Annotated in this window: 25 protein-coding genes; 6 read left to right on the forward strand and 19 right to left on the reverse strand. The window is 60.8% G+C overall.

The genetic code is table 11. The features are described 5' to 3' along the window. The first annotated feature begins 2 nt into the window (after positions 1-2). From ngg to ABFB52_RS21270, 3 genes are all read left to right on the forward strand, one after another. Positions 3-1,748, forward strand: coding sequence for an N-acetylglutaminylglutamine synthetase (gene ngg / locus ABFB52_RS21260; protein WP_129972536.1), 1,746 nt, complete (start codon positions 3-5; stop codon positions 1,746-1,748). Between the two features lie 61 nt (positions 1,749-1,809). Next, entirely contained in the window at positions 1,810-3,000 is a 1,191-nt protein-coding gene (locus ABFB52_RS21265; RefSeq protein WP_007950879.1) for an osmoprotectant NAGGN system M42 family peptidase, read from the forward strand. A gap of 59 nt (positions 3,001-3,059) precedes the next feature. Continuing rightward, positions 3,060-3,287: a YheU family protein gene (locus ABFB52_RS21270; protein ID WP_003172962.1), complete on the forward strand. Its 228-nt coding sequence runs from the start codon at positions 3,060-3,062 to the stop codon at positions 3,285-3,287. 6 nt (positions 3,288-3,293) lie between these two features. On the opposite strand, the gene csrA is transcribed toward ABFB52_RS21270, so the two are convergent. The 3 genes from csrA to ABFB52_RS21285 form a co-directional block, all read right to left on the reverse strand. Next, the gene (csrA, locus tag ABFB52_RS21275; protein ID WP_039770603.1) at positions 3,294-3,479 is read right to left on the reverse strand and encodes a carbon storage regulator CsrA; all 186 of its coding nucleotides are present in this window, start codon (positions 3,477-3,479) and stop codon (positions 3,294-3,296) included. Between the two features lie 138 nt (positions 3,480-3,617). Further along, positions 3,618-3,950 carry a YnfA family protein gene (locus ABFB52_RS21280; protein ID WP_129972535.1) on the reverse strand — a complete coding sequence of 111 codons (333 nt, stop codon included), beginning with the start codon at positions 3,948-3,950 and terminating at the stop codon, positions 3,618-3,620. Between the two features lie 64 nt (positions 3,951-4,014). Continuing rightward, a complete protein-coding gene (locus ABFB52_RS21285) occupies positions 4,015-4,830 on the reverse strand; it encodes an SDR family oxidoreductase (protein WP_129972534.1) in 816 nt (271 codons plus the stop codon). 256 nt (positions 4,831-5,086) lie between these two features. On the opposite strand from ABFB52_RS21285, the gene ABFB52_RS21290 reads away from it, so the two are divergent. Further along, entirely contained in the window at positions 5,087-5,245 is a 159-nt protein-coding gene (locus ABFB52_RS21290) for a DUF3309 family protein (protein ID WP_169432680.1), read from the forward strand. Positions 5,246-5,304: 59 nt separating this feature from the next. Here ABFB52_RS21290 and ABFB52_RS21295 read toward each other — a convergent pair whose 3' ends face one another. The 10 genes from ABFB52_RS21295 to ABFB52_RS21340 form a co-directional block, all read right to left on the reverse strand. Next, positions 5,305-7,398: an LTA synthase family protein gene (locus ABFB52_RS21295; protein WP_085745030.1), complete on the reverse strand. Its 2,094-nt coding sequence runs from the start codon at positions 7,396-7,398 to the stop codon at positions 5,305-5,307. A 313-nt stretch (positions 7,399-7,711) separates the two neighbouring features. Next, positions 7,712-8,317, reverse strand: a complete 606-nt coding sequence (locus tag ABFB52_RS21300) for an START domain-containing protein (protein WP_007950871.1) — start codon at positions 8,315-8,317, stop codon at positions 7,712-7,714. Between the two features lie 41 nt (positions 8,318-8,358). Then, positions 8,359-8,613: a YkgJ family cysteine cluster protein gene (locus tag ABFB52_RS21305; protein WP_085745031.1), complete on the reverse strand. Its 255-nt coding sequence runs from the start codon at positions 8,611-8,613 to the stop codon at positions 8,359-8,361. A gap of 166 nt (positions 8,614-8,779) precedes the next feature. Then, entirely contained in the window at positions 8,780-9,259 is a 480-nt protein-coding gene (locus tag ABFB52_RS21310; RefSeq protein ID WP_129972533.1) for a translation initiation factor 2, read from the reverse strand. Between the two features lie 74 nt (positions 9,260-9,333). Continuing rightward, positions 9,334-10,773 carry a PLP-dependent aminotransferase family protein gene (locus ABFB52_RS21315; RefSeq protein ID WP_007950868.1) on the reverse strand — a complete coding sequence of 480 codons (1,440 nt, stop codon included), beginning with the start codon at positions 10,771-10,773 and terminating at the stop codon, positions 9,334-9,336. A gap of 201 nt (positions 10,774-10,974) precedes the next feature. Next, on the reverse strand, positions 10,975-11,787 hold the full coding sequence (locus ABFB52_RS21320) for an OmpA family protein (RefSeq protein ID WP_085745033.1): 813 nt from the start codon (positions 11,785-11,787) through the stop codon (positions 10,975-10,977). Next, complete coding sequence (locus tag ABFB52_RS21325; RefSeq protein ID WP_173892743.1) at positions 11,784-12,140, reverse strand: DUF4398 domain-containing protein; 357 nt, start codon at positions 12,138-12,140, stop codon at positions 11,784-11,786. Before ABFB52_RS21325 ends, ABFB52_RS21320 begins: the two co-directional genes overlap by 4 nt. Positions 12,141-12,149: 9 nt before the next feature. After that, the gene (locus tag ABFB52_RS21330; protein ID WP_129972532.1) at positions 12,150-12,986 is read right to left on the reverse strand and encodes a transporter substrate-binding domain-containing protein; all 837 of its coding nucleotides are present in this window, start codon (positions 12,984-12,986) and stop codon (positions 12,150-12,152) included. An 80-nt stretch (positions 12,987-13,066) separates the two neighbouring features. Then, entirely contained in the window at positions 13,067-13,996 is a 930-nt protein-coding gene (locus tag ABFB52_RS21335) for an FAD-binding protein (RefSeq protein WP_085647477.1), read from the reverse strand. 2 nt (positions 13,997-13,998) lie between these two features. After that, positions 13,999-14,748: an electron transfer flavoprotein subunit beta/FixA family protein gene (locus ABFB52_RS21340; protein WP_129972531.1), complete on the reverse strand. Its 750-nt coding sequence runs from the start codon at positions 14,746-14,748 to the stop codon at positions 13,999-14,001. 524 nt (positions 14,749-15,272) lie between these two features. Between ABFB52_RS21340 and ABFB52_RS21345 the strand changes: the two genes are divergently transcribed. Then, the gene (locus ABFB52_RS21345; RefSeq protein ID WP_102717089.1) at positions 15,273-16,937 is read left to right on the forward strand and encodes an electron transfer flavoprotein-ubiquinone oxidoreductase; all 1,665 of its coding nucleotides are present in this window, start codon (positions 15,273-15,275) and stop codon (positions 16,935-16,937) included. 66 nt (positions 16,938-17,003) lie between these two features. Here ABFB52_RS21345 and ABFB52_RS21350 read toward each other — a convergent pair whose 3' ends face one another. Further along, on the reverse strand, positions 17,004-17,894 hold the full coding sequence (locus ABFB52_RS21350) for an AraC family transcriptional regulator (RefSeq protein WP_129972530.1): 891 nt from the start codon (positions 17,892-17,894) through the stop codon (positions 17,004-17,006). A gap of 191 nt (positions 17,895-18,085) precedes the next feature. On the opposite strand from ABFB52_RS21350, the gene ABFB52_RS21355 reads away from it, so the two are divergent. After that, the gene (locus tag ABFB52_RS21355) at positions 18,086-19,138 is read left to right on the forward strand and encodes an NAD(P)-dependent alcohol dehydrogenase (protein ID WP_129972529.1); all 1,053 of its coding nucleotides are present in this window, start codon (positions 18,086-18,088) and stop codon (positions 19,136-19,138) included. A gap of 4 nt (positions 19,139-19,142) precedes the next feature. On the opposite strand, the gene ABFB52_RS21360 is transcribed toward ABFB52_RS21355, so the two are convergent. The 5 genes from ABFB52_RS21360 to ABFB52_RS21380 form a co-directional block, all read right to left on the reverse strand. Continuing rightward, the gene (locus tag ABFB52_RS21360; RefSeq protein WP_007950852.1) at positions 19,143-19,946 is read right to left on the reverse strand and encodes an IclR family transcriptional regulator; all 804 of its coding nucleotides are present in this window, start codon (positions 19,944-19,946) and stop codon (positions 19,143-19,145) included. A 60-nt stretch (positions 19,947-20,006) separates the two neighbouring features. Beyond that, positions 20,007-21,317: an MFS transporter gene (locus ABFB52_RS21365; protein ID WP_085696968.1), complete on the reverse strand. Its 1,311-nt coding sequence runs from the start codon at positions 21,315-21,317 to the stop codon at positions 20,007-20,009. Positions 21,318-21,510: 193 nt separating this feature from the next. After that, positions 21,511-22,659 (reverse strand): galactonate dehydratase, encoded by a 1,149-nt coding sequence (gene dgoD, locus ABFB52_RS21370; RefSeq protein ID WP_007950849.1) that lies wholly within the window; start codon positions 22,657-22,659, stop codon positions 21,511-21,513. Positions 22,660-22,706: 47 nt separating this feature from the next. Beyond that, positions 22,707-23,327, reverse strand: a complete 621-nt coding sequence (locus ABFB52_RS21375) for a 2-dehydro-3-deoxy-6-phosphogalactonate aldolase (protein WP_085745040.1) — start codon at positions 23,325-23,327, stop codon at positions 22,707-22,709. Between the two features lie 19 nt (positions 23,328-23,346). Further along, entirely contained in the window at positions 23,347-24,336 is a 990-nt protein-coding gene (locus ABFB52_RS21380; RefSeq protein ID WP_085745041.1) for a 2-dehydro-3-deoxygalactonokinase, read from the reverse strand. Positions 24,337-24,382: the final 46 nt, after the last annotated feature.

Consider the following 24,382-nt stretch of genomic DNA (forward strand, 5'->3'; position numbering starts at 1 on the left):
CGATGAAACCTCACGCCACGGCTTACAGCCAACGGCTACTACGCGGTCAGACACCGTCCTACGAACGCTTGCAGGCGCGTCTGGCCGAGGACGGCAGCGAGCCGGCCGCCGAGCCGATTGCGGTGCATTGCGGCTGGGGCCGGTTGCTGATCGGCCACACTTTTCCCGATCCGGCCAGCCTTGCCCGGGAACTGCTCAACGAACAACCGGGCGAACGCGACATTGCCTTGTACGTCGCGGCGCCGCAGCAGATTCTCGGCCTCGAGCCGACCCAACTGTTTCTCGACCCGTCCGACACCCTGCGCTTGTGGTTCAGCGATTACCGTCAGGCGACCCGCGTATTTCGCGGCTTCCGCATCCGCCGTGCGCAAAGTGACGCGGACTGGCAGGCGATCAATCAGCTGTATCAGGCGCGCGGCATGTTGCCGATCAATGCCACCCTGCTCACCCCGCACCATCAGGGCGGCCCGGTGTACTGGCTGGCGGAAGACGACGACAGCGGCGCGGTGATCGGCAGCGTCATGGGCCTCAATCACCAGAAGGCCTACAACGACCCGGAAAACGGCAGCAGCCTGTGGTGCCTGGCGGTCGACCCGCAGTGCTCGCGTCCCGGTGTCGGTGAAGTATTGGTGCGCCATCTGATCGAGCATTTCATGAGTCGCGGTCTGAGCTACCTCGATCTGTCGGTGCTGCATGACAACCGGCAGGCGAAAAATCTCTACGCCAAACTCGGTTTTCGCAACCTGCCGACGTTCGCCATCAAGCGCAAGAACGGCATCAACCAGCCGCTGTTCCTCGGTCCGGGGCCGGAGGCGCAGTTCAACCCTTACGCGCGAATCATCGTCGAGGAAGCCCATCGACGCGGCATCGATGTGCAGGTGGATGACGCCGACGCCGGACTGTTCACCCTCAGTCATGGCGGGCGCCGGGTGCGTTGCCGTGAATCCCTCAGCGACCTGACCAGCGCCATCAGCATGAACCTGTGCCAGGACAAAAGCCTGACCCACAAAGTATTGAAAGCCGCCGGACTGAATGTACCGTCACAACAGTTGGCGGGGAATGCGGACGACAATCTGGCGTTTCTCGATGAGCACCAGCGAGTGGTGGTCAAACCGCTGGATGGCGAACAGGGCCGAGGCGTGGCGGTGGATCTGCAGACCATCGAGGACGTGCAGAAGGCCATCGAAGCGGCCAGGCAGTTCGACACTCGCGTGCTGCTGGAAAGCTTTCACGAAGGCTTCGACCTGCGGATTCTGGTGATCGGTTTCGAGGTGGTTGCAGCGGCGATCCGCCGGCCGGCGGAAGTGGTCGGCGACGGCCATCATTCCATCGGCGCGCTGATCGAAGCCCAGAGCCGGCGACGGCAAGCAGCCACCAGCGGCGAAAGCAAAATCCCGCTGGACCACGAAACCCAGCGAACCCTGCATGCGGCCGGTTACGACTACAGCAGCATCCTGCCGGCCGGTGAGCATCTGTTCGTGCGGCGCACGGCGAACCTGCACACCGGCGGCACGCTGGAAGACGTCACGGCGATTCTGCACCCGACCTTGGCCGAGGCCGCCGTGCGCGCGGCTCGGGCGCTGGAGATTCCGATGGTCGGCCTCGACCTGATGGTGCCGGCGGCGGATCAACCAGAGTACGTCTTCATCGAAGCCAACGAGCGAGCGGGTCTCGCCAACCATGAGCCGCAACCGACGGCCGAGCGGTTTGTCGATCTGTTGTTTCCGCACAGTCAGCCGGCCGTTTGATCTCTCTTCGGCGTCATTCCCGCGTTCAGCGCGCGAATGACGCCCCGCAACAGGAGTTTCCATGACCACCCAAATTCCCGAACCGGATCTGAACTACCTGCAGAAAGTCCTGCTGGAAATGCTCGCCATTCCCAGCCCTACCGGGTTCACCGACACCATCGTGCGTTACGTCGCCGAGCGTCTGGAAGAACTTGGCATTCCCTTCGAGATGACCCGTCGCGGCACGATCCGCGCCACCCTCAAGGGCAAGAAAAACAGCCCCGACCGCGCGGTCTCGGCGCACCTGGACACCATCGGCGCCGCCGTGCGCGCGGTGAAGGACAACGGGCGTCTGACCCTGGCGCCGGTGGGTTGCTGGTCGAGCCGGTTCGCCGAGGGCAGCCGCGTCAGCCTGTTCACCGACAACGGCGTGATTCGCGGCAGTGTGTTGCCGCTGATGGCGTCCGGGCATGCCTTCAATACGGCCGTGGACGAGATGCCGATCAGCTGGGATCACGTCGAGCTGCGTCTGGACGCCTACTGCGCGACCCGCGCCGATTGCGATTCGCTGGGCATCAGCGTCGGCGATGTGGTGGCCTTTGACCCACTGCCGGAGTTCACCGAAAGCGGTCACATCAGCGCCCGACATCTGGACGACAAAGCCGGTGTCGCCGCGCTGCTGGCAGCACTGAAAGCCATCGTCGACAGCGGTCAGGAACTGATGATCGACTGTCATCCGCTGTTCACCATCACCGAAGAAACCGGCAGCGGCGCAGCAGCAGCGTTGCCGTGGGACGTCAGCGAATTCGTCGGCATCGACATCGCCCCGGTCGCGCCGGGCCAACACTCCAGCGAACACGCGGTGAGCGTGGCGATGCAGGATTCCGGCGGGCCGTACGACTATCACCTGTCGCGGCACCTGTTGCGTCTGGCCGGCGAGCACGAACTGCCGGTGCGCCGCGACCTGTTCCGCTATTACTTCAGCGACGCCCATTCGGCGGTCACTGCCGGTCACGACATCCGCACCGCCCTGCTCGCCTTCGGCTGCGACGCAACCCACGGCTACGAACGCACACACATCGACAGCCTGGCGGCGCTCAGTCGCTTGCTGGGGGCGTATATTCTGAGTCCGCCGGTGTTCGCCAGCGATGCGCAACCGGCCACCGGATCACTGGATCGCTTCAGTCACCAGATCGAGCACGAAACGCAGATGGAGAGCGACACCCGTGTGCCGTCGGTGGACAGCCTGGTGGGGCAACGCTCGGACAGTTGAGTCTGGCCCTCGGCGATCATTCGCCGTAGCATCCCGACATTGATTTAGCCGAGGTGCCCATGCTGATTCCCCACGACGCGCTCGAAGTCGACACCCTCACCCGCCTGATCGAGGATTTCGTCACCCGCGACGGTACCGACAACGGTGACGACACGCCGCTGGAAACCCGCGTATTGCGGGTTCGCCAGGCGCTGACCAAAGGCCAGGCGTTGATTGTTTTCGATCCGGAAAGCGAGCAATGCCAGTTGATGCTCAAGCACGACGTGCCCAAGCACCTGTTCGACTGAAAACGGTCAGCGGCCCTTGCCGCTGGCCTGTTTGCGCTGGATCCGTTCGTAGACCTCGGCGCGATGCACGCCGATCTGCTCCGGCGCTTCGACGCCGAACCGCACGCTGGAGCCGTTGACCGCCAGAACGCGCAGAGTGATGTTGTCGCCGATGGAAATCAGTTCACCGACAACACGGCTGAGTACAAGCATGGGGGTTGTCCTTCAAGGTTTGCGAGCCTCGAAGATGCGCGGGTTTCGACCGCCCTACAATGCACGCCGGGCAATTCAGTCATTCCCTACGCATCAGGTCGCGCAAGCCTTCAGACGTTTCCTTCAGGGCTGCAAGATTCAGCTCGCGGAAATCCGTGGCCCGAACAGGATCACACTCGCCCCGATCACACACAAAGCCACACCGATCCAGTCCGAACCCAGCGGCCGGATACGTTCGACCACCGCCAGCCAGCCAATCGAAGCAATGATGTAGATGCCACCATACGCGGCGTAGGCGCGACCGGCGTAAGTCGCTTCGACGCGCGTCAACAGCAGCGCGAACAGGGTCAGGCTGATCAGCGCCGGGATCACCCACAAGGCGCTCTTGCCCTGGCGCAACCACATCCAGAACGCGAAACAGCCGGCGATTTCGAACAGCGCGGCGAGGAAGAACCACAGGTAATTGAGCATGCAAAACATCTCGTCAGGGTGACTGTTGCGGCCACCCTAACGATGCGGCGAACCCCGGGCAAGTTCAGCCGTTGTTCTGTTTGGCCTTGGCGCGCATCTTTTCGGCCATCGCGGTCATTTCGTTGTACAGCAGCTGCGGATTCTTCTGTTTGAGCGTCCAGGCCATACGCCCTTGTTCGTGAGGCAGGATCATGAACTCGCCGGCCGCGACTTGCTGGTAGATGTAGTCGGCAATATCGCTGGCGGTGATGGGCGAACTTTCCAGCAACTTGCCGACCTGGGCTTTCATCGCCGGCGTCGGGCCACGGAAGGAATCCAGCAGATTGGTCTGGAAGAATGACGGGCAGACCACATGAACCCCGACTTCCTGTTGGGCCAGTTCAATCAACAGGCTTTCCGACAGCGCCACTACCCCGGCCTTCGCCACGTTGTAGTTGCTCATCGCCGGCCCCTGCATCAGCGCGGCCATCGAGGCGATGTTGATGATCTTGCCCTTGCTCAGTTCCAGCAGCGGCAGGAACGCCTTGCAGCCCTTGACCACACCCATCAGGTTGATCGCGATCTGCCAGTCCCAGTCCTCCAGCGACAACTCGCTGAAGAACCCGCCCGACGCCACACCGGCGTTGTTGACGATGATGTCGATGCCGCCAAGTTTCACTTCGCAGGCCTGGGCGAACGCCGTCAGCTGGCTGTAATCGCGCACGTCGCAGCGCTGGATGAAGCCGTCGCCGCCAGCCTCGCGAACCAGTTTCAGGGTCTCTTGCAAACCGGGTTCGCTGACGTCGGACAAGGCCAGTTGCCAGCCTTCACGCGCCCAGCGCAGCGCGATTTCGCGACCCAGGCCTGAGCCCGCGCCAGTGATCATCATGCGATTTTGCATAGCAGACAGCCTTGTTGTTCCGGGGAAGATGCGCGGAGTGTAGCGAAGGATCCGCAGCGACCCACGCTCCATCAGATTGCTGAATGGCGAGGGCAAACCGCAACAACAAACGAAATAAGCAGGCGAGCCAAATACCTTAAAAAAACATTGAATTTTCTTTCATGTGCACCAGTCGGAATTAATAAGCCGGCTGGATTTAATTCAACTTCCAGCCGCCCTTGAACACCAAGACTTCACAGACACTATCAACAAGGAAATAGACATGGGCACAATTCTAATCATTATCCTGATCCTGTTGCTGATCGGTGGTCTGCCGGTCTTCCCGCACTCCAGAAGTTGGGGTTATGGCCCATCGGGCATTATCGGCGTAGTGCTGGTAGTCCTGTTGGTGCTGTTGTTACTCGGTCGGATATGACTGTTTGACCGACAAAAAAAGAGGCCCTTCAAGGGCCTCTTTTTTATGGTGCCGACTGATCAGTCCGGCTTGCCGTTAATCACACCGGCGGTGTTGTCCATCAGGCTCTTGGTCGCCGTTTGCAGGAACGCTTCGAGCTTGAGTTTCAGCTCGGCTGTGCGCGGAGCATCCGGTACCACTTCAGCGTGCGGGTTGGCGCCCAGCTCGTACTGATAGATCTTCGGTGCCATTTCCTTCTCTTTCGGCAGCACCAGGATCTGGTCGGCGGTGACGATGGCGGTGGTCTGCTCGCTGCCCGACGGCTTGATCACACCGAAACCGGTGTCACCCTGCGGCAGGTTCAGCAGATCGCGGCCCCAGCACTGATGGCGCACTTCGCCACCGAGGCGACCCATGATGGTCGGCACGATGTCGATCTGGGTGCCCACGGTGTGGTCACGGGTACCGAATTTTTCCTGGATGCCCGGTGCGATCATCAGCATCGGCACGTTGAAGCGGCCCAGGTCCATTTCGGTGATCTGACGCTCGTTGCCGAAGCCGTGGTCGCCGACGATGACGAACAGGGTTTCCTTGAAGTACGGCTCCTTGCGGGCTTTCTCGAAGAACTGGCCCAGCGCCCAGTCCGCGTAACGCATGGCGGTCAAGTGCTCGTTGAGCGTGCCACGATCCGTCACGCGCTCGACCGGCAGCGGCGTCGGCAAGGCGTACGGCGTGTGGTTGGACAGGGTCTGCAGCAGCGCGTAGAACGGCTTGCCGTTTTCCCGTGCCTTGAGCTCCACCAGACCGCGGTCGAACATGTCCTGGTCGGACACGCCCCAAGTCGGATCGGAGAACACCGGGTTCACGAAGTCGTTGCGGCCGACGAAGTTGGTCATGCCCTGGTTGCTGAAGAAACCGGACTGGTTATCCCAGGCAAAATCACCGTTGTAGACGTAGACATCGTCATAGTCACGAGCGCTGAGCAACTGCGGCAGGCCGGACAGCTTGTGGCTGCCTTCCGGGGTCTGCATCAGGTATTCGAAACCCGGCAGGTTCGGGAAACATGCCATGGTGGCGAACATGCCCTGGTGGGTGTGGGTGCCGTTGGAGAAGAAACGGTCGAACAGCAGGCCTTCCTTCGACAGCTTGTCGAGGTACGGCGTGATGTTGCCCGGCGCGCCCAGAGCACCGACCGAGTGACCGGCCATGCTTTCCATGAGGATCACGACGACGTTCTTGATCGGCAGGGTCTTGTCGGCAGGCGGCGTGTACTCACGACGCACGGCGGCGATATCGGCATCCACCAGTTTGTCGTCCGGCATCACCAGCATCTCGCGGACCACTTTCTGCGCCTGATCCTGCGGCAGCGTGGCTTTCCAGATGTTGTCGCGATCCTCGCCCATCCGGTCCTTGGCCGCCGCGATCAGCGACAGCGTGCCGTTGAGGCCGAGCTGATTGGCGAAGTTCGATTCGGTGGTATACACGTCCCCCCAACGCAGCGGCGGGCCTTGACGCAGGGTGCCGCGAGCGGCCACCACGCAGACCAGCAGGCATACTACGAAGACAACCAGACGCGCATACCATGGCGCCACTTGACGGGTGCCGACGTTGCCACCGCTGAACGGACCACGCGGACGGGTCAGACGGTCGGCGCCCTTGAACGCCAGGGTCAGGATCAGCGTGCCCACGGCCCAGGCCAGCAGATAACGCACCACCGGGAAACCGTACCAGAGCATGCTCATCACGGTTTTCGGGTCTTCCTTCACGTACTGGAACACCAGGCCGTTGAGGCGCTGGTGGAACTCGCGATAGAAGTCCATCTCCATCAGACCGAGGAACAGTGCAATGCTCGAAGCAACGGTCAGCCACAGACGGAAGAACCCGCGGGCCGCCATGGCCCGGGCACTGAACAGCGCCAGCACCAGCGGAATGCACAGGTACACCACCAGACGCACATCGAAGCGCAGGCCGTTGGCGAAGGCTTCGAGGAAGGTCGAGGCCGGGGTGTCGAGGATCATCTCGCGGTTGTAGACCAGCAGCGCGAGGCGCAGCACGGAAAACATCACCATCATGACCAGCGCGCACAGGAGCGTGTAGGCCAGATGCGATTTGACGGTCGGTTGCAGCAGGCGACTGGAAGATCGCTGCTGACTCAGGGCGTCCGGGTTTGCCATGTCGTTTTAGGACCCATTGGAAGTTGAAGTTGCAAAAATTCAGCTGCGCCCTGCCCTCTGTTGGCCATTCCAGGCCCCGGGGCTTGCGCGGAGCGCAAATGTTGCACGATCACCGGCGGCATTGCCATTGATTAGTGCCCGTTGCCGGACGCTTTCATTCAAGGCACGGCGCACCGGGACAGGTGCAGACAGCGCGGGCGAATTGTCTTGGAGACTTTGTGAAAATTTCGTCCAACGCATATCTGGAAACACAATAAACCCGGAAAACAAAACGCCCCGAGTTCTTCGGGGCGTTTACAGATGAACGCGACAGTTACTTCTCGGCGCGTTCTTTCAAGGCTTTGAGGGTGTTGAACGGTGCATCGACCACAAACTTGTTGGCGATCATCGACGGCACGCTGCCGCCCGGCTCGGTGTGAACCTGATAGGTCACTTCAACCTGGTCGCCTTTTGGTACGAACTTCCAGAAGCCTTTGACTTGAGCAACCCGCACAAAGCCCTTTTCTTCAGGCAGGTACTTCGGCACGCCTTCCAGATTACGGGTCAGGCTGCCATCGGCGCCTTCAACAGTGGTGACATGCAGAATCGAATCGCGCGGAGTCACCGGCCATGGCGTGTTGAACTGAGTGTAGGTCCAGCTCTGGTCGCCTTCGTGCTTGAGCAGTTTCTGGGTCTTGCATTCGTGAATCCAGGCGCAGGCACCGGAAACGTCTTCCTGCAAGGCGCGCAGTTTGGCGATGGTGGTCTTCATCACGGTCACGCCCTGATAAGACTTGTAGTCCGAACCCGGCACTTCGCTCAGGGAGACCTTGATGCCGTCCTCGTTCTTGGCGACTTTCCAGTCTTCAGCCTGGGCGGCCGAGGTGGCCAGCACGGCCGTCAAACCACACAACACAGCGATACGATGCAGCGAACCCATAGTCTTATTCCTTATTGTTGAAGTTCCGTTCGTTTGACACATCACGCCGCCGTCATCTGCTCCCACCAGCCGAGCAGTCTGATCGCGTCGTCCTGGCTGCTGCCGCAGACTTCGGGATCGGCCTTGAATCCTGAACAGACCGCTGGACGTTCCGGTCGGCCGAAAATGTTGCACAGGTTATCGACCGACAACTGAACGCAGCGTTCACCGGCAGGTTTGCCATCGGGCATGCCTGGAATCGGCGAACTGATGGAAGGGGCAATGCAGCAGGCGCCACAGCCTTCACGGCATTTCATGACGACGCATTCCTCGCAGCGGGCAATGTGTTAAAGGGACGCGGAACAGGGTAACCGCTTAAACGGCTGTTTTAAATTGCCTGAACCGGGGTTTTTACGCAGAAACGAAAGTGACTGACCAGTCTCCGACAAAGCGTCTGGTCTGCGGGTCACCGATGGGGACGATTTATTGCTTGAACTCGAAATCCAGCGCCGCGCCTTCGACTTCTCGACGCTCCTCATTGCGCAGTTGCAGCTGCATTTCGTTGCTGAGCAGACGGCCGTTGAGCTGAAACCCGTTGTTCTTGTCACCGAACATTTGCGGCAGAATCGGTTCGCGTTTGGGCAGCGTCACGGAGCCAGGTGGTTTCAATTCCTGAACCATATCTTTGGGCAGGCTCAAATCGAGTTTCGCGGACGGCAACGGCGTCTTGGCCACTTCTTTTGCCGACTTCGACTTGGAAGCGACCGGTGCGCGCTTCTTGTCTGGAGCAGCCTTTTTCTCCGGTGTTTTTTTCGCTGGAACGGTTTTCTTGGCCGTGACCGGTTTTTTCGCGGTAGCGGTGGCCGGCGTCTTTTCCTGCGCCGCAGCCGCCAAAGCGCCGGGCACATGACCCATCAACAGCAAGCAGAACACGACCCAGGCGGCAGAAAATTTCGCTTTCATGAACCCAACGAAGCTAACGGCAGATAGCCATATGCTCGCCTGTTGGACGTCACATGACAAGCGCCCTCAATGTTTCAAAACCCGCCGGCCATCTCCTGGCAGAGCTGGGTCGCCAGCATCCCGAGGGTCATCAGCGCCCGTTCCGCCTCGCGATTCCACGGGATGCCGCAGTTCAACCGGATGCAGTGGTTGAACTGTTCGGTGTTGCTGAAGATCAGGCCTGGCGCAATGCTGATGCCCTGTTGCAGCGCTCGCACGTGCAATTCCTGGGTGTTGACCCGCCCTGGCAGACTGACCCATAGAATGAATCCACCGGTCGGCCGGGTCATCTGAGTGCCTTCCGGAAAATACTGCTGAACCGCCAGCTGGAATGCGCTGAGATTTTTTCGGTATTCCTGGCGGATGTACCTTAAATGCCGGTCATAGCCGCCGTTTTCCAGGTACGCCGCGATGGCCATTTGCGTGACGCTGCACGCCGAATGGGTGCTGAAAGTCTGCAAGCGCTGGATTTCCTGCTGGTACTTGCCGGCGATCATCCAGCCGATGCGCACACCGGGCGATAATGTCTTGGAAAAACTCGAGCAGTAGATCACCCGATCGAGCCGGTCGTAGGCTTTGAGTGATTTTGTGCGACCCTGTTCGAACATCAACTCGCCGTAGATGTCGTCTTCGACGATCTGGATATCGAAGTCCGAGGCCAGTCTCAGCAATTGCTTCTGCCGTTCTTCCGGCATGGTGCCGCCGAGTGGATTGCTCAGACGCGTGGTCAGCACCAGCGCCTTGATCGACCATTGGTTGGCCGCCAGTTGCAGGGCTTCGAGGCTCATGCCGGTGGCAGGATCGCTGGGAATCTCGATGACTTTCAGGCCCAGCAGGTCAGCCAGTTGCAGCAACCCGTAATACGTCGGTGATTCGGCGGCGATCAGGTCACCGGGGCGAGTCAGCACCCGCAACGACATCTGCAAGGCGTCGACGCAACCGTGGGTGATCACCACTTCCGAAGGGTCGACGACAACGCCTGCATCACGCATGCGGATCGCCACCTGTCGGCGCAGCGGCTCGAAACCCGGGCTGAACATGTAGCTGAACGCCCGAGGGCTGTGAAACCGGGTGACTTTGGCCAGTTGCTGATGCAGGGCGCGCACCGGCAGGTAATCGACACTCGGCACCGCCGCACCCAGCGGGAACACGCCTTCACGACGGGATTCGACCAGCACTTGCTGAATGATGCTGCTGCGGGTGACCAGGCCTGGCCGTTCGACCCGGGCGATGTCCGGCGTGGGCGCCGTCAGTGCGGGAGTCTGGTGCACGTAGTAACCGGACTGCGGCCGCGCGCGGATCAGGCCCTGATCCTCGAGGTTGGCGTAAGCCTGCAATACGGTGGCATGGCTGACGTTGAGCTGCGAACTCATCTTGCGCACCGAAGGCACGCGCTCGCCAGGTTGATAGACGCCACGGCGGATATCTTCGGCCAGCTGTTGAGCAATACGTTGGTAGAGCAAGAGATTGGTCATGACGCAGCACTCGATTTCACGGGCGTTTTATTCTTGTGTGAAACAATACCGGAACAGTTTGGAAGTGTACTGGGACAGTTGCCATATTAGTCAACCATACAGTGCTGTGTCGGTTAAATCTGTACTGCTTTGTGAGGTAATCGACAGACGTAAAAAAGCCCGGCGCTGCCTGACAGCCCGGGCTTTCCAGTAACGCCACCCTCAGCGGGTGGCGCCGAGCTGGCCTTTTTCGTCGGAGAACACGATTTCCACCCGACGGTTCTGCGCACGCCCACGCTCGGAAGCGTTTGCGTCCACCGGGTATTCGTCGCCGTAGCCTTCGACCTGAATGCGTTTTTCGTCGATGCCCAGATCCGTCAGCACGTCCGCTACCGACTGCGCGCGATCGCGGGACAGCTTGAGATTTTCCTGCTTGCCGCCGGTGCTATCGGTGTAGCCCTCGATGCGCACGACGCGTTTCGGGTTGAGTTGCAGAAATTGCACGATCTTCAGCACCACGCGGTTGGCCGAATTTTTCAGTTCGGCTTCGCCGGTATCGAACAGCACGTCACCCAGGGTCATCACCAGGCCACGGTCGGTCTGGGTGGTGGCCAGCGCAACGATCTGCTCTTCCAGCCATTTGCCCTGCTGTTGCACGCTCAGCAGTTTCGACTCGCGCAGGGCCAGTTGCAGGCGCTGGCGTTCAAGTTCCAGTTTCGCTGCGCGTTCTTCGTTGAGCACCTGATTGGTGTGCTCACGGGCGATTTCGCTGTAGCGCTGACTCAGGTAGGCGTAATGCACCACGTCCGAGCCGCTGCCCCAGTACGTCGACAGACGATCGGCACGGGCCAGGGACTCACCGGCGCGAATCACGTCTTTCGGCGCGATACGCAGCACGTTGGAATCTTCCTTGACCTTCTGGAAGTCGGTGCTGGCCTGCTGCAATGCGGATTCACTGTGCTGACCGGCGCAGCCGTACAGGCTGGCGCAACCGGTGAGGATCAGAGCGCCGAGGGTTTTGGACTTCAGGCTCATTGGGCATCCCCCAGTTGCTTGCGCAGTCGGACGATGCGGGTGTTGAGCACATTCACTTGCTCTTCGCTCTTCTGGGTCAACACTTTGGCTTCCGCCAGACGGGCGTCGAGTTCGGCCTGTTCGAGGCGCATCCGCGCATTCTTGTACGATTCGCCGGCCATGCTGCCCTTGGCCCGGTTGAACTTGTCTTCTGCCAGTTTCATTTCCGGCACGTCTTCAGCGGTGGCGCCCACGGCTTTGGCTTGCTCAAGGGCCTGCTCGGTCAGGCGCATTTGTTCGTTGGGTGCCGGATCGCTGGCGCAACCGGCCAGGGCCAGAACGGCCATGGCCGCGAAAAGAAGTCGATTACTCACTAAGAATCCCTACTGTTTTGGGGCGCTGACAGGTGGTTGCGGCGGCTGTTGCTGCTGCGCCTTCCAGCGCTCGATGTTGCGTTGCAGCGCGGCTTCCGTCAGGCCGGACGCGGGCAATTCTGTCATCTTTTTGGCCAGCTGTCCGCGCAACCACGGATCGTTGCAGGCCGAGTTGTGCGAAACCGCGAGGAACAGACCGGGGCGGTCGATGGGTTGTTCAAAAGCCAGCAGATCATTGGCCATGCCCAGTGCCTGCGCGGCTGCCATGCCCGAGTAGCGACCGGCGAGTACATATTCCACCTCGCCCAGCAGAAGTTTCTGAAACGCCTGGGTCAGGTTTGCCGTACGGGTCAGGGTCAATTGCTGCTCGGCGAAAGTGCCGAATGCCGGGGTCATTCGAGACTTTTCCGACAAGCCTCCGGTATGCCCGTGCAGGTCTTTGGCTTCGCTATAGACGAGGGTCGAGCCCTTGCGCGTCCACACCAGGTAATCGTTTTCCAGCAACGGCGGGTGAATGTAGTCGAGGTTTTCCAGCTCATTGAAGGTCAGCGGCGCGTCAGCCAGCATGTCCATGCGTCCGCTGCGCACTTCGTCGAGGGCCTGGGAACGCTTGCCTGCGTATAGCAGATCGACTTTGATCCCCAGCTCTTTCGCCACCTGTTGCAACAGGTCAGCACTGGCACCGATCAGTTGTTTGGGGTTCTGCGGATCCTGCCAGAGATACGGCGGTGCATCCGGGCTGCCGGTGACGACCAGCCGCTCGCACTTGCCCGCCGCCAACGACAGGCCCGGCAACAATGCCAGCCCCAGTAACCACGAGCAGTCCAACCGACGATGCAGATCCATGGCGAAACGCTCCCACTCAAATCCGAGACAAAAAAAAGCCCGACCAAAAGGTCGGGCTCTTTATAAGTGAAGCGGCCGGATTAGACCAGCTTCTCCAACTCAGGTACGGCTTCGAACAGATCCGCCACCAGGCCGTAATCGGCCACCTGGAAGATCGGCGCTTCTTCGTCCTTGTTGATCGCAACGATCACTTTGGAGTCTTTCATACCGGCCAGGTGTTGGATCGCGCCAGAGATACCGACGGCGATGTACAGCTGTGGCGCAACGATCTTGCCGGTCTGACCGACCTGCATGTCGTTCGGTACGAAACCTGCGTCGACCGCGGCGCGGGAAGCACCAACGGCAGCGCCCAGCTTGTCGGCCAGAGCGTACAGGTGTTTGAAGTTGTCGCCGTTCTGCATGCCGCGCCCGCCGGAAACGACGATCTTGGCAGCGGTCAGTTCAGGACGATCGGACTTGGCCAGCTCTTCGCTGACGAAACTGGAAGTGCCGGCGTTGTGAGCAGCAGCAACGGATTCAACCGAAGCGGAACCGCCTTCAGCGGCAACCGGATCGAAACCGGTGGCACGCACGGTGATCACTTTGATCGCTGCGGTCGATTGCACGGTAGCGATGGCGTTACCGGCGTAGATCGGACGCTTGAAGGTGTCAGCGCTTTCTACCGAGATGATCTCGGAGATCTGGTCAACGTCCAGCTGGGCAGCAACGCGCGGCAGGATGTTTTTGCCGTTGGAAGTAGCGGCAGCCAGGATGTGGCTGTAGCCAGCGCCCAGCTCTGCAACCAGCGGAGCAACGTTTTCCGGCAGCTGATGCGCGTAGGCAGCATTGTCAGCGTTCAGGACTTTGCTCACGCCAGCGATTTTCGCGGCGGCTTCAGCCACGGCGCCAGCGCCCTGGCCTGCAACCAGAACGTGGATGTCGCCGCCGATTTTGGCAGCGGCAGCCACGGTGTTCAGGGTGGCCGGAGCCAGCACCTTGTTGTCGTGTTCGGCGATTACCAAGATAGTCATGATCAGATTACCTTCGCTTCGTTTTTCAGTTTCTCGACCAGTTCAGCCACCGACTTGACCTTGATGCCCGCGCTGCGTGCAGCCGGCGCTTCGACTTTCAGGGTCTTGTTGGTGGAGGCGGTGGAAACGCCCAAAGCGTCCGGAGTCAGCACTTCGAGAGGCTTCTTCTTGGCTTTCATGATGTTTGGAAGGGACGCGTAGCGCGGCTCGTTCAAACGCAGGTCGGTGGTGACGATCGCTGGCAACTTCAGGGAGACAGTCTGCGCGCCGCCGTCGATTTCGCGGGTCACGGCAACGCTGTCGCCGGAGACTTCGACTTTCGAGGCGAAAGTGCCCTGACCGTAGCCGCTCAGTGCAGCGAGCATCTGGCCGGTCTGGTTGTTGTCGCTGTCGATGGCCTGTTTGCCCAGGATCACCAGCTGAGGCTGTTCCTTGTCGACCACGGCCTTGAGCAGCTTGGCCACGGCCAGGGAAGTCAGGTCTTCAGCGGATTCGACGAGGATGGCGCGGTCGGCACCCAGAGCCAGTGCGGTACGCAGCTGTTCCTGAGCGGTGGACGGGCCGATGGAGACGACGACGATTTCAGTCGCAATGCCTTTTTCTTTCAGGCGTACGGCTTCTTCCACTGCGATTTCGCAGAACGGGTTCATCGACATCTTGACGTTGGCGAGGTCTACGCCGGAATTGTCCGCCTTGACGCGAACCTTGACGTTGTAATCCACAACGCGTTTGACAGCTACAAGAACCTTCATGGATTCCTCGTTACTCTCCGGTGAAAAGAAAGTCGCCTAGGCGAACCTGGCGGTTGATGCTCATCGGGCACAAGGGCACCTCTAAAAACGCCGGCTGAGCGGGATGACCGTTCGTCAGTCGTGACCGACGAGTCATGCCGCTTCGCGGTGTGTAAACTGCGCGCCGAACCTGCGCTGCGCATCACCGGTTACCGCCTACGCCCTGTCTTTAGAGGTGCTCTTGAAACCACCATTCAGCCTACGGCGAGCGCAAAACCGCCCGTATCTTGACCGGAACGCCCATTCTGGTCAATACGCCAAAATGCCCTGTCATAAGCCGCGCTTCTTTGATTTCTCTGGGCTGGAGCCGATTCAAACAAACGTTTGTATTGGACGCTAAGAGTGGTGTAGATATAATGCGCCGCCTAGAGAGAAAGGTGGTTTGCCCATTATTACCCTTGACGTTAACGTAAAGGCAATAACGGATACGACACCGAACCTCCAAATTAGAAAAAAACTGTTGAGCCTTGAGTAGGAGATAGCCTGTGGAACGCGAATACATGGAATTCGACGTGGTCATCGTCGGTGCCGGCCCCGCTGGCCTGTCCGCCGCCTGCCGTCTGAAGCAGAAGGCCGCCGAAGCCGGTAAGGAAATCAGCGTCTGCGTGGTCGAAAAAGGCTCCGAAGTCGGCGCGCACATCCTGTCCGGTGCCGTATTCGAACCACGGGCCCTGAACGAACTGTTCCCGGACTGGAAAGAACTCGGCGCTCCGCTGAACACGCAAGTCACCCGCGATGACATCTTCGTGCTGAAAAACGCCGAAAGCGCGCAAAAAATTCCTGACTTCTTTGTGCCCAAGACCATGCACAACGAAGGCAACTACATTATCTCCCTCGGCAACCTGTGCCGCTGGCTCGCTCAGCAGGCCGAAAACCTGGGCGTGGAAATCTACCCGGGCTTCGCCGCTCAGGAAGCGCTGATCGATGAAAACGGCGTGGTACGCGGGATCATCACCGGCGACCTCGGCGTCGACCGCGAAGGCCATCCGAAAGAAGGCCTGTACACCCCGGGCATGGAACTGCGTGGCAAGTACACGCTGTTCGCCGAAGGCTGCCGTGGCCACATCGGCAAGCAACTGATCAAGCGTTACAACCTCGACAGCGATGCCGACGCCCAGCACTACGGCATCGGCCTGAAGGAAATCTGGGAAATCGACCCGGCCAAACACCAGCCAGGCCTGGTGGTGCACACCGCCGGTTGGCCGATGGACATCATGGGCACCGAGAACACCGGCGGCTCCTTCCTCTATCACCTGGAAAACAACCAGGTGGTGGTCGGTCTGATCGTCGATCTGTCCTACAGCAACACCTACCTGTCGCCGTTCGACGAATTCCAGCGCCTCAAGCATCACCCGGTGCTCAAGCAATATCTGGAAGGCGGCAAGCGCATCAGCTACGGCGCACGTGCGATCTGCAAAGGCGGCCTGAACTCGCTGCCGAAAATGGTCTTCAAGGGCGGCGCGCTGATCGGTTGCGATCTCGGTACCCTGAACTTCGCCAAGATCAAGGGCAGCCACACCGCGATGAAGTCCGGCATGCTCGCCGCCGAGTCCGTGGCCGACGCGCTGTTCGCTGAAAAGGACGGCACCGAAGAGCTGACCACCTACGTCGACGCGTTCAAGAAGAGCTGGCTCTACGAAGAACTGTTCGCCAGCCGCAACTTCGGCCCGGCGATCCACAAGTTCGGCGCTATCGTCGGCGGCGGTTTCAACTGGCTGGATCAGAACATCTTCGGCGGCAAACTGCCGTTCACCCTGCACGACACCAAGCCGGACTACGCCTGCCTCAAGCTCGCGGCCGACTGCAAGAAGATCGACTACCCGAAACCCGACGGCAAGATCAGCTTCGACAAGCTGAGCTCGGTGTTCATCTCCGGTACCAACCATGAAGAAGAACAGCCGTGCCACCTGAAACTGACCGACCCGACCATCCCGCTGAGCAAGAACCTGCCGCTGTATGACGAGCCGGCACAGCGCTATTGCCCGGCCGGCGTGTATGAAGTGATCACCAAGGAAGACGGCGAGAAACGCTTCCAGATCAACGCCCAGAACTGCGTGCACTGCAAGACCTGTGACATCAAGGATCCTTCGCAGAACATCACCTGGGTGACGCCGGAAGGCGCCGGCGGCCCGACCTACCCGAACATGTAAGTCGATCCGCTGAACATCAAGGCTCCCTTTATGGGGGCCTTTTTGTTGCCTGCGATTTGCCGGGAATCAAGCCGCGCGCTCATCCCCCGGACTGCGCTCGAAATAGCGTTTGTACTCGCGACTGAACTGCGACGTGCTCTGATACCCCACCCGATGCGCCACCTGCGCCACTCCCAGTCTTTCGGCGATCAACAACGTCTGCGCCTTCAACAAACGTAAACGCTTCAGATACTGCACTGGCGACAGCAACGTGCTGCGTTTGAAATGCTCATGAAAGGTCGAAACGCTCATGTTCGCGCAACTGGCCAGCGTCTCGACGTTCAACGGTTCGGTGTAGTGCGAGTGCAAATGGCTGATCGAAGCCGCCACCCGGGCAAACTGCCCCTGCTGCTCCACCAATGCCCGCAACACATCAGCCTGAGGTCCGCGCAACGCCACGAACAATAACTCTCGTACACGCGCCGGCCCGAGAATCTGGCATTCCAGCGGATCGTGCAGACAGCGCAACAAGCGTTCGACGCAACCGCGCATGTCATCGTCGAGCACCACCGAGGTCATCGACTCCGGTGTCTGCGCCGGAATATGCCGCCCCGGTGCCAGCCCCATGGCCAGCACCAGTTCACCGAGCAGCACCCGGTCGATCGCCACCGACACACCCAGCAACGGCGCGTCCGGCAACGCGTAGGTCTCGCACTCGAACGGCACCGGCAACGCCTGGATCAGGTAATGCCCGGCGCCGTACTCCATGGTGCGCGGCCCCAGATACGCCAGTTTGCTGCCCTGGGCGATGATCATCAGGCTCGGTTCATAAATGTGCGGGCCACGGGCGACGTCGCAACTGGCGCGCAACACCTGCACGCCCGGCAGCCCGGTCTGGCTGTAACCATCGCGCAGCGCCAGCGGTTCGATCAGCGAAACCAGGGTGGCGTTGGCATCAAGGTGACGGGTCAATTGCATCGGGTGGCTCTTTAGAAAAAATCACGGAAAAAGGGATAAAAGCATCATCGCAGATCCTTTTGCCAATGCGACCGATCAACCCCGCATGCCGGAGGATTAGGCATGACACCCGGAGGAATCGCCATGGCCGGACGACTGGACGGCGCCCAGAATGCGCCGCCTCACCTGTCACTGCTTTTGCGAGGTTTCACATGTACACCGCCATCGGCTATGCCGCTCAAACGGCCACCACCCCCCTCGCCCCGATGAAATTCGAACGCCGCAGCCCACGGGTCGACGACGTCGCCATCGAGATCCTGTACTGCGGCGTCTGCCACTCCGACATCCACCAGGCGCGCAACGAATGGGGCATCGCCGTTTACCCGTTGATGCCCGGCCACGAGATCGTCGGAAAAGTCACCGCCGTCGGTGCGAATGTCACTAAACACAAGGTAGGCGATCTGGTTGGCGTCGGTTGCATGGTCGACTCCTGCCGCACCTGCGAAGCCTGCCAGTCGAACCTCGAGCAATACTGCCTCGAAGGCCCGACCATGACCTATGCCACCCCGGACCGGGTCGATGGCAGCAACACCATGGGCGGTTATTCGGACAGCATTGTGGTCAGCGAACACTTCGTGGTGCGCATTCCCGAGAAGCTGGATCTGGCGGCTGCCGCACCGATTCTCTGCGCCGGCATCACCACCTACTCGCCGCTCAAACACTACGGTGTAAAGGCCGGCGACAAGGTCGGGATTCTCGGCATGGGCGGCCTCGGTCACATGGGCATCAAGTTCGCCAAGGCCATGGGCGCTGAAGTGACGCTGTTCACCCGTTCGGCAAGCAAGGCTGAGGAAGGTCGTCGCCAGGGCGCCGATCACGTGATCGTCTCCACCGACGAAGAGCAGATGAAAGCTGCAGCCGGTCGTTTCGACTTCCTGCTGGACACCATTCCGGTCCAGCACGATCTCAACCCGTACCTCGACACCCTGCGCTTCGACGGCGTGCACATTCTGGTGGGTCTGATCGAACCGATCGATCCGCCGGCACACGCCGGCAAACTGGTGATGAGCCGTCGCGTGTTGGCCGGCTCGCTGATCGGCGGCGTCGCCGAAACCCAGGAAGTGCTGGATTTCTGCGCCGAGCACAACATCAGCTGCGACATCGAAATGCTCGACATCCGCCAGATCAACGAGGCCTACGCGCGGATGATCGCCGGTGATGTGAAGTATCGCTTCGTCATCGACATGGCGACTCTGAAGCTCTGATTCCTCAGACCTTCAAGCCAAGCTCCGCCGAGAGCCGGGCCGTGACCCCTTTGATCAGGGGAATCAGCTCGGCCATTTTTTCCAGCGGCATGTACGGCACGGTGCTGGCGATGCTGATGGCCGCGACGATGCGCTTGCTCGCGTCGCGGATCGGCGCCGCCACGCAGCGGATCGACGGCTCGTTGTCTTCCAGATCGAACGCGTAGCCGCCGGCCACGTATTCGGTCATCCGCTGCTCCAGCTGCTCCCACGACTGCTGGGGATGTTGCGGCCAGAACTGACTTTTCCCACCCGCCGGCAGACTGATGTCGTACAGACGCTGCCAATCCTGCGGCGCGTCATCCAGCATCAACGCCTTGCCGATCCCGGTCCGCGCCAACGGCATGCGATGGCCGACCCGCGAGCGCATTTCCGGGCCGTTGCGCCCCGGATTCTTCAGCAAATAAAGCACCTCGTCGCCTTCACGAATGCCCAGGTGAACGGTGTCGCCGGTCAGCGCCGACAACTCGTCCAGATAAGGCCCGGCCAGGGTCACCAGCGGCAATTCTTCGCGCGCCTGGAAACCCAGTTCGATCAGCTTCGGCCCCAGCAGATAACCGACTTGCGGCACGACCCGCAGGTAGCGCTCGTCCACCAGACAACTGGCCAGACGATGGGTGGTGCTGCGCGTGGTGCCGATCAGGCGGGCAATCTCTTTGAGATCGCGGGCGCCACTGGCGACGGCCTGCACCACACCCAACCCGCGAAGCAGGGTCTGGGTGCCGGTTGGCGCGGCGTCCTTGGCGGTTTTTGGGGCGTCTTCCTGCATATCCAGCCTTTAGCGTTGAGCGAGGGAACGGGCGGCATTATGGTCGCCCGACATAGCCGACTACAACTCGATGCGCTCGACCTTGCCCACCAGCAGCACGTAGGACAAAGCACCGATCAATGCCAGAACCGCGATGTAGGTGATCGCCGGCGCGAACGAATCGCCACTGGCCAGGAAGCCGATGACAATCGGCGTGGCAATCGCCGACAGGTTGCCGATGAAGTTGAACACCCCGCCGGTCAAGCCCAGCAACCGCGCCGGCGCCAGTGTCGAGACCAGCGACCAGGTGATCGATGCCAAGCCGTTACCGAAAAACGCCAGCGCCAGGAAGGCAATCACCAGCGGCGTCGATTCAACGAAGTTGGCGCCGATGATCGAGGTGGAAATCAACAGCCCGCCAATGATCGGCAACTTGCGCGCAAACCCGACGGTGCAGCCACGGCGAATCAGGAAGTCGGAAAAGAACCCGGAGCACAGCACGCCGATGAACGCGGCGAGAAACGGCAGCGACGCCAGCAGACCGGACTTGATGAAGTCCATGCCGCGATATTTCACCAGGTAGGTCGGGAACCACGTCAGGAAAAACCACAGCGTCGAGTTCAGGCAGAACTGGCCGAGGTAGATCCCCCACAACTTGCGTTTGCTGAGGACGATGCCGAGATCGGTCCAGCTGAATTTCGCCTTCACTTTGGCGGTTTCGGCGGCGATATCCACCAACCCGCCGCCCTCGCGAATCAGGTCGATTTCGCCCTGGTTGGCGCCTTTGAAATCACGTGGTTCGCGATACACCGCGTACCAGATCGCCGCCCACACGATGCCCACCGCGCCGGTCACGACAAACACCATGTGCCAGCCAAATTCATGTTGCAGCCACGCCAGCACCGGGGTCAGAAACGCCAGCCCGACAAACTGCCCGGAGGTATAGAAGCCGATGGCCGTGGCCCGTTCACGCTCGGGGAACCAGGTCGTCACCACACGACTGTTGATCGGATACGCCGGCGCTTCCAGCGCACCGACCGCCATGCGCAGCACGAACAGGGCGATAAAACTGGCCGCGAAACCGAGCATCACCGTGGCCAGCGACCACAGCAACAATGCGACGCTATAAAGGATGCGCGGCGGCACCCGATCCACCAGCCAGCCGCCGGGGATCTGCATCGCGGCGTAAGTCCAGCCGAAGGCCGAGAAGATCAGCCCGACGTGCACCGGGTCGATGCCCAGATCCGTCGTCAGCGCCGGGGCGGCAATCGACAGGTTGCTGCGGTCGAGGTAGTTGATGACCACGGTGATGAACAGCAACACCATGATGAAAAATCGCTTGCGGCTGGGCGTGACTAACGTCGCTTGCCCGGTGAGGGTTTGCGGTTGCATGGGGAGCGCCTCTTCTTATGTTTATTGAGGTCGGATTTAGCAGGCGAGATCGTTCCCACGCTCTGCGTGGGAATGCCTCTATGGACGCTCTGCGTCCGCTCTTGGGACGCAGAGCGTCCCGGGCTGCATTCCCACGCGGAGCGTGGGAACGATCTCGTAGTTCTCGTCGAGCTCACGGCAGAGAATCAGCGACTCACCACTCGGCAAAACTGCCATCGGCATGGCGCCAGATCGGGTTGCGCCAGCGGTGGCCGACCGCCGCGCGTTCGATCACGTATTCCTCGTTGATCTCGATCCCCAGGCCCGGGCCGTTGGGGATCTTCACGAAGCCTTTGTCGTAATCGAACACCCGTGGATCCTTCACATAGTCGAGCAGGTCATTGCTCTCGTTGTAATGGATGCCCAGGCTCTGCTCCTGGATAAACGCGTTGTAACAAGCGGCGTCCAGTTGCAGACACGCCGCCAGCGCGATCGGCCCCAGCGGGCAATGCAGCGCCAGTGCCACGTCGTAGGCTTCAGCCATGTTGGCGATCTTGCGGGTCTCGGTGATGCCGCCGGCGTGGGAGGCATCCGGCTGGATGATGTCGACGTAACCTTCGCTCAACACCCGTTTAAAGTCCCACCGCGAAAACAGCCGCTCACCGAGCGCAATCGGGGTGCTGGTCAGCGGTGCCAATTCTTTCAGCGCTTCGTAGTTTTCGCTGAGCACCGGCTCTTCGATGAACATCAGTTTGTACGGGTCAAGTTCCTTCATCAGCACCTTGGCCATGGGTTTGTGCACCCGGCCATGGAAGTCGACACCGATACCGACATTCGGCCCCACCGCATCACGCACGGCGGCAACGTTGGCCAGTGCCAGATCGACTTTTTCGAAGGTATCGAGGAATTGCAGCTCTTCGGTGCCGTTCATTTTCACCGCAGTGAAACCACGACCCACCGCTTCTTTCGCCGCCCGCGCAGTGTCCGCCGGACGGTCGCCGCCGATCCACGAATACACACGGATCTTGTCCCGCACCTGACCGCCGAGCAGATCGCTGACCGACACGCCCAGCGCCTTGCCCTTGATATCCCACAGCGCCTGATCGATGCCGGCCAATGCGCTCATATGGATCGCGCCGCCGCGGTAGAAGCCGCCGCGGTACAGCACGGTCCAGATGTCTTCGATATTGCGTGGGTCTTTGCCGATCAGGTAGTCGGACAATTCCTCGACCGCTGCAGCAACCGTGTGGGCCCGGCCCTCGACCACGGGCTCGCCCCAACCGGTCACGCCCTCGTCGGTTTCGACTTTCAGGAAGCACCAGCGCGGCGGGACGATAAAGGTGGTGAGTTTGGTGATTTTCATCTGTTTGTCTCTCTTGTTAGATGCAGCGCACGCAGCGCCGAAAAGTCTTAGCGAAGGGCTTTCCAGGCCGCCACGTAGGCCTTGGCATTGGCCGCCACTTGCTCAGTCGTCATGCCCGGTTTGAACAGCCCGGAACCGAGGCCGAAGCCTTTGACGCCGGCGTCGATGAAGGCCTGCATGTTGTCCGGCGTGATGCCGCCGACCGGCGCCAGAATCGTCCCGACCGGCAACACCGCCAGCCAGGCTTTCACCACTGCCGGCCCCATCTGTTCGGCCGGGAACAGCTTGAGAATGTCCGCGCCCTCCTCCAGCGCCGCAAAGGCTTCGGTCGGTGTGGCAACGCCCGGCGACAGATACAGCCCGGCTGCTTTCGCTGCCCGCAACACCTTGGCATCGCTGTGAGGCATGACGATGACCTGGCCGCCGGCCTCCTTCACCCGTTCGACCTGTTCCGGAGTAAGAACCGTGCCGGCACCGATCAGGCAATCGGCGGGCAGGGTCTTACGCAGGATGCGAATGCTTTCGTACGGCGCAGGGGAATTGAGCGGTACTTCGATGACGCGAAATCCGGCCGCATACAGGACTTCTCCGACAGCGGCGGCTTCCTGCGGATGCAGGCCGCGCAGGATCGCGATCAGACCGTTTTGCGCCAGTGCTTGCTTGAGCATGTCAGGCCTCCAGTCAGGGTTAACGGGATGAGGAATCGATCAGTCCGGCGGCGAGCGCCAGTTGCCACAGACCACGCTCGGTGGCTTGCTCGGCCAGGGTCACCCGGGCAAAACCGCAGGCGTCGAGGGCCCGGCTGTAGCGGGCGCACAACTGCGCGTTGCCGATGAGGATGATCGAAGGAAGATGTGTGCTGTTGCGTCGGCGCCGTTGCACGGCGGCCAGCGCCGTCAGTTCATGGCCGATCAGCAGGCCGGACAGATAGTCCGGTTGAGCGGTGGCGCTGAGTTCACCGGTCAGGCCCAGGCTGCGGGCGCTGAACAGGGTCGACAGCACGCCGATGTCGCCCTCTGCCGACAACGCCACCTGCACGCCGCGATCGAAGGCCTCGGCGTCGAACGTCGCGCTGTGCTGTTGGGTACGGCCGAGAATGCTGTGTTCGCTGAGCACGGCGAACACTTCGCCGGTCATGAAGGTGTCGAAGCGGGTGATGCAGCCGTCGGCCACTTCCACCCATTTCGAATGACTGCCCGGCAGGCCGATCAGCAGATCGTTGCCCGCCTCGACCGGCAGATTCTGCAGGACGCCGAGGACCTGGGTTTCTTCGCCGCGCATCACGTTCGGCAGCGTCGAGCGCTGAATCACACCCGGCACGATGTGCACATCGACACCGCGAAGACTGCGAACGGTTTGCAGGGATTTTCCGAGATCGGCCACGTTGGCCGGTGTATCGCGGTAGGACGCTTCGCGCCAGCCCTGAGCGCTGCCGACCATGCCACAGGCGATCACCGGCAAGCCGGGTTGCGCGTCGAGCCAGTCGCCGCACGCCTCGTCGAACGCCAGTTCAAAACCGTCCGCGCATTCACGACCGTTGATGACCCGCGGCGTCTTCGGCAACTGCATGATCCCGAACGACAGCGACCGCTGCGCCAGCACCTGCCCGCCCGCCGCGAGTTTGTAAGCACGTAGTGAGGTCGTCCCCCAATCGAGCGCGATCAATTGCGCCAGCATCGCTTCACCTGTTTTGTTATTGGCAGTGAGTGAGCTGGACTATAGA

The sequence above is a fragment of the Pseudomonas sp. 9.2(2024) genome (genome assembly GCF_039695385.1).
In the GTDB taxonomy this organism is placed as follows: Bacteria; Pseudomonadota; Gammaproteobacteria; order Pseudomonadales; family Pseudomonadaceae; genus Aquipseudomonas; species Aquipseudomonas paraglycinae.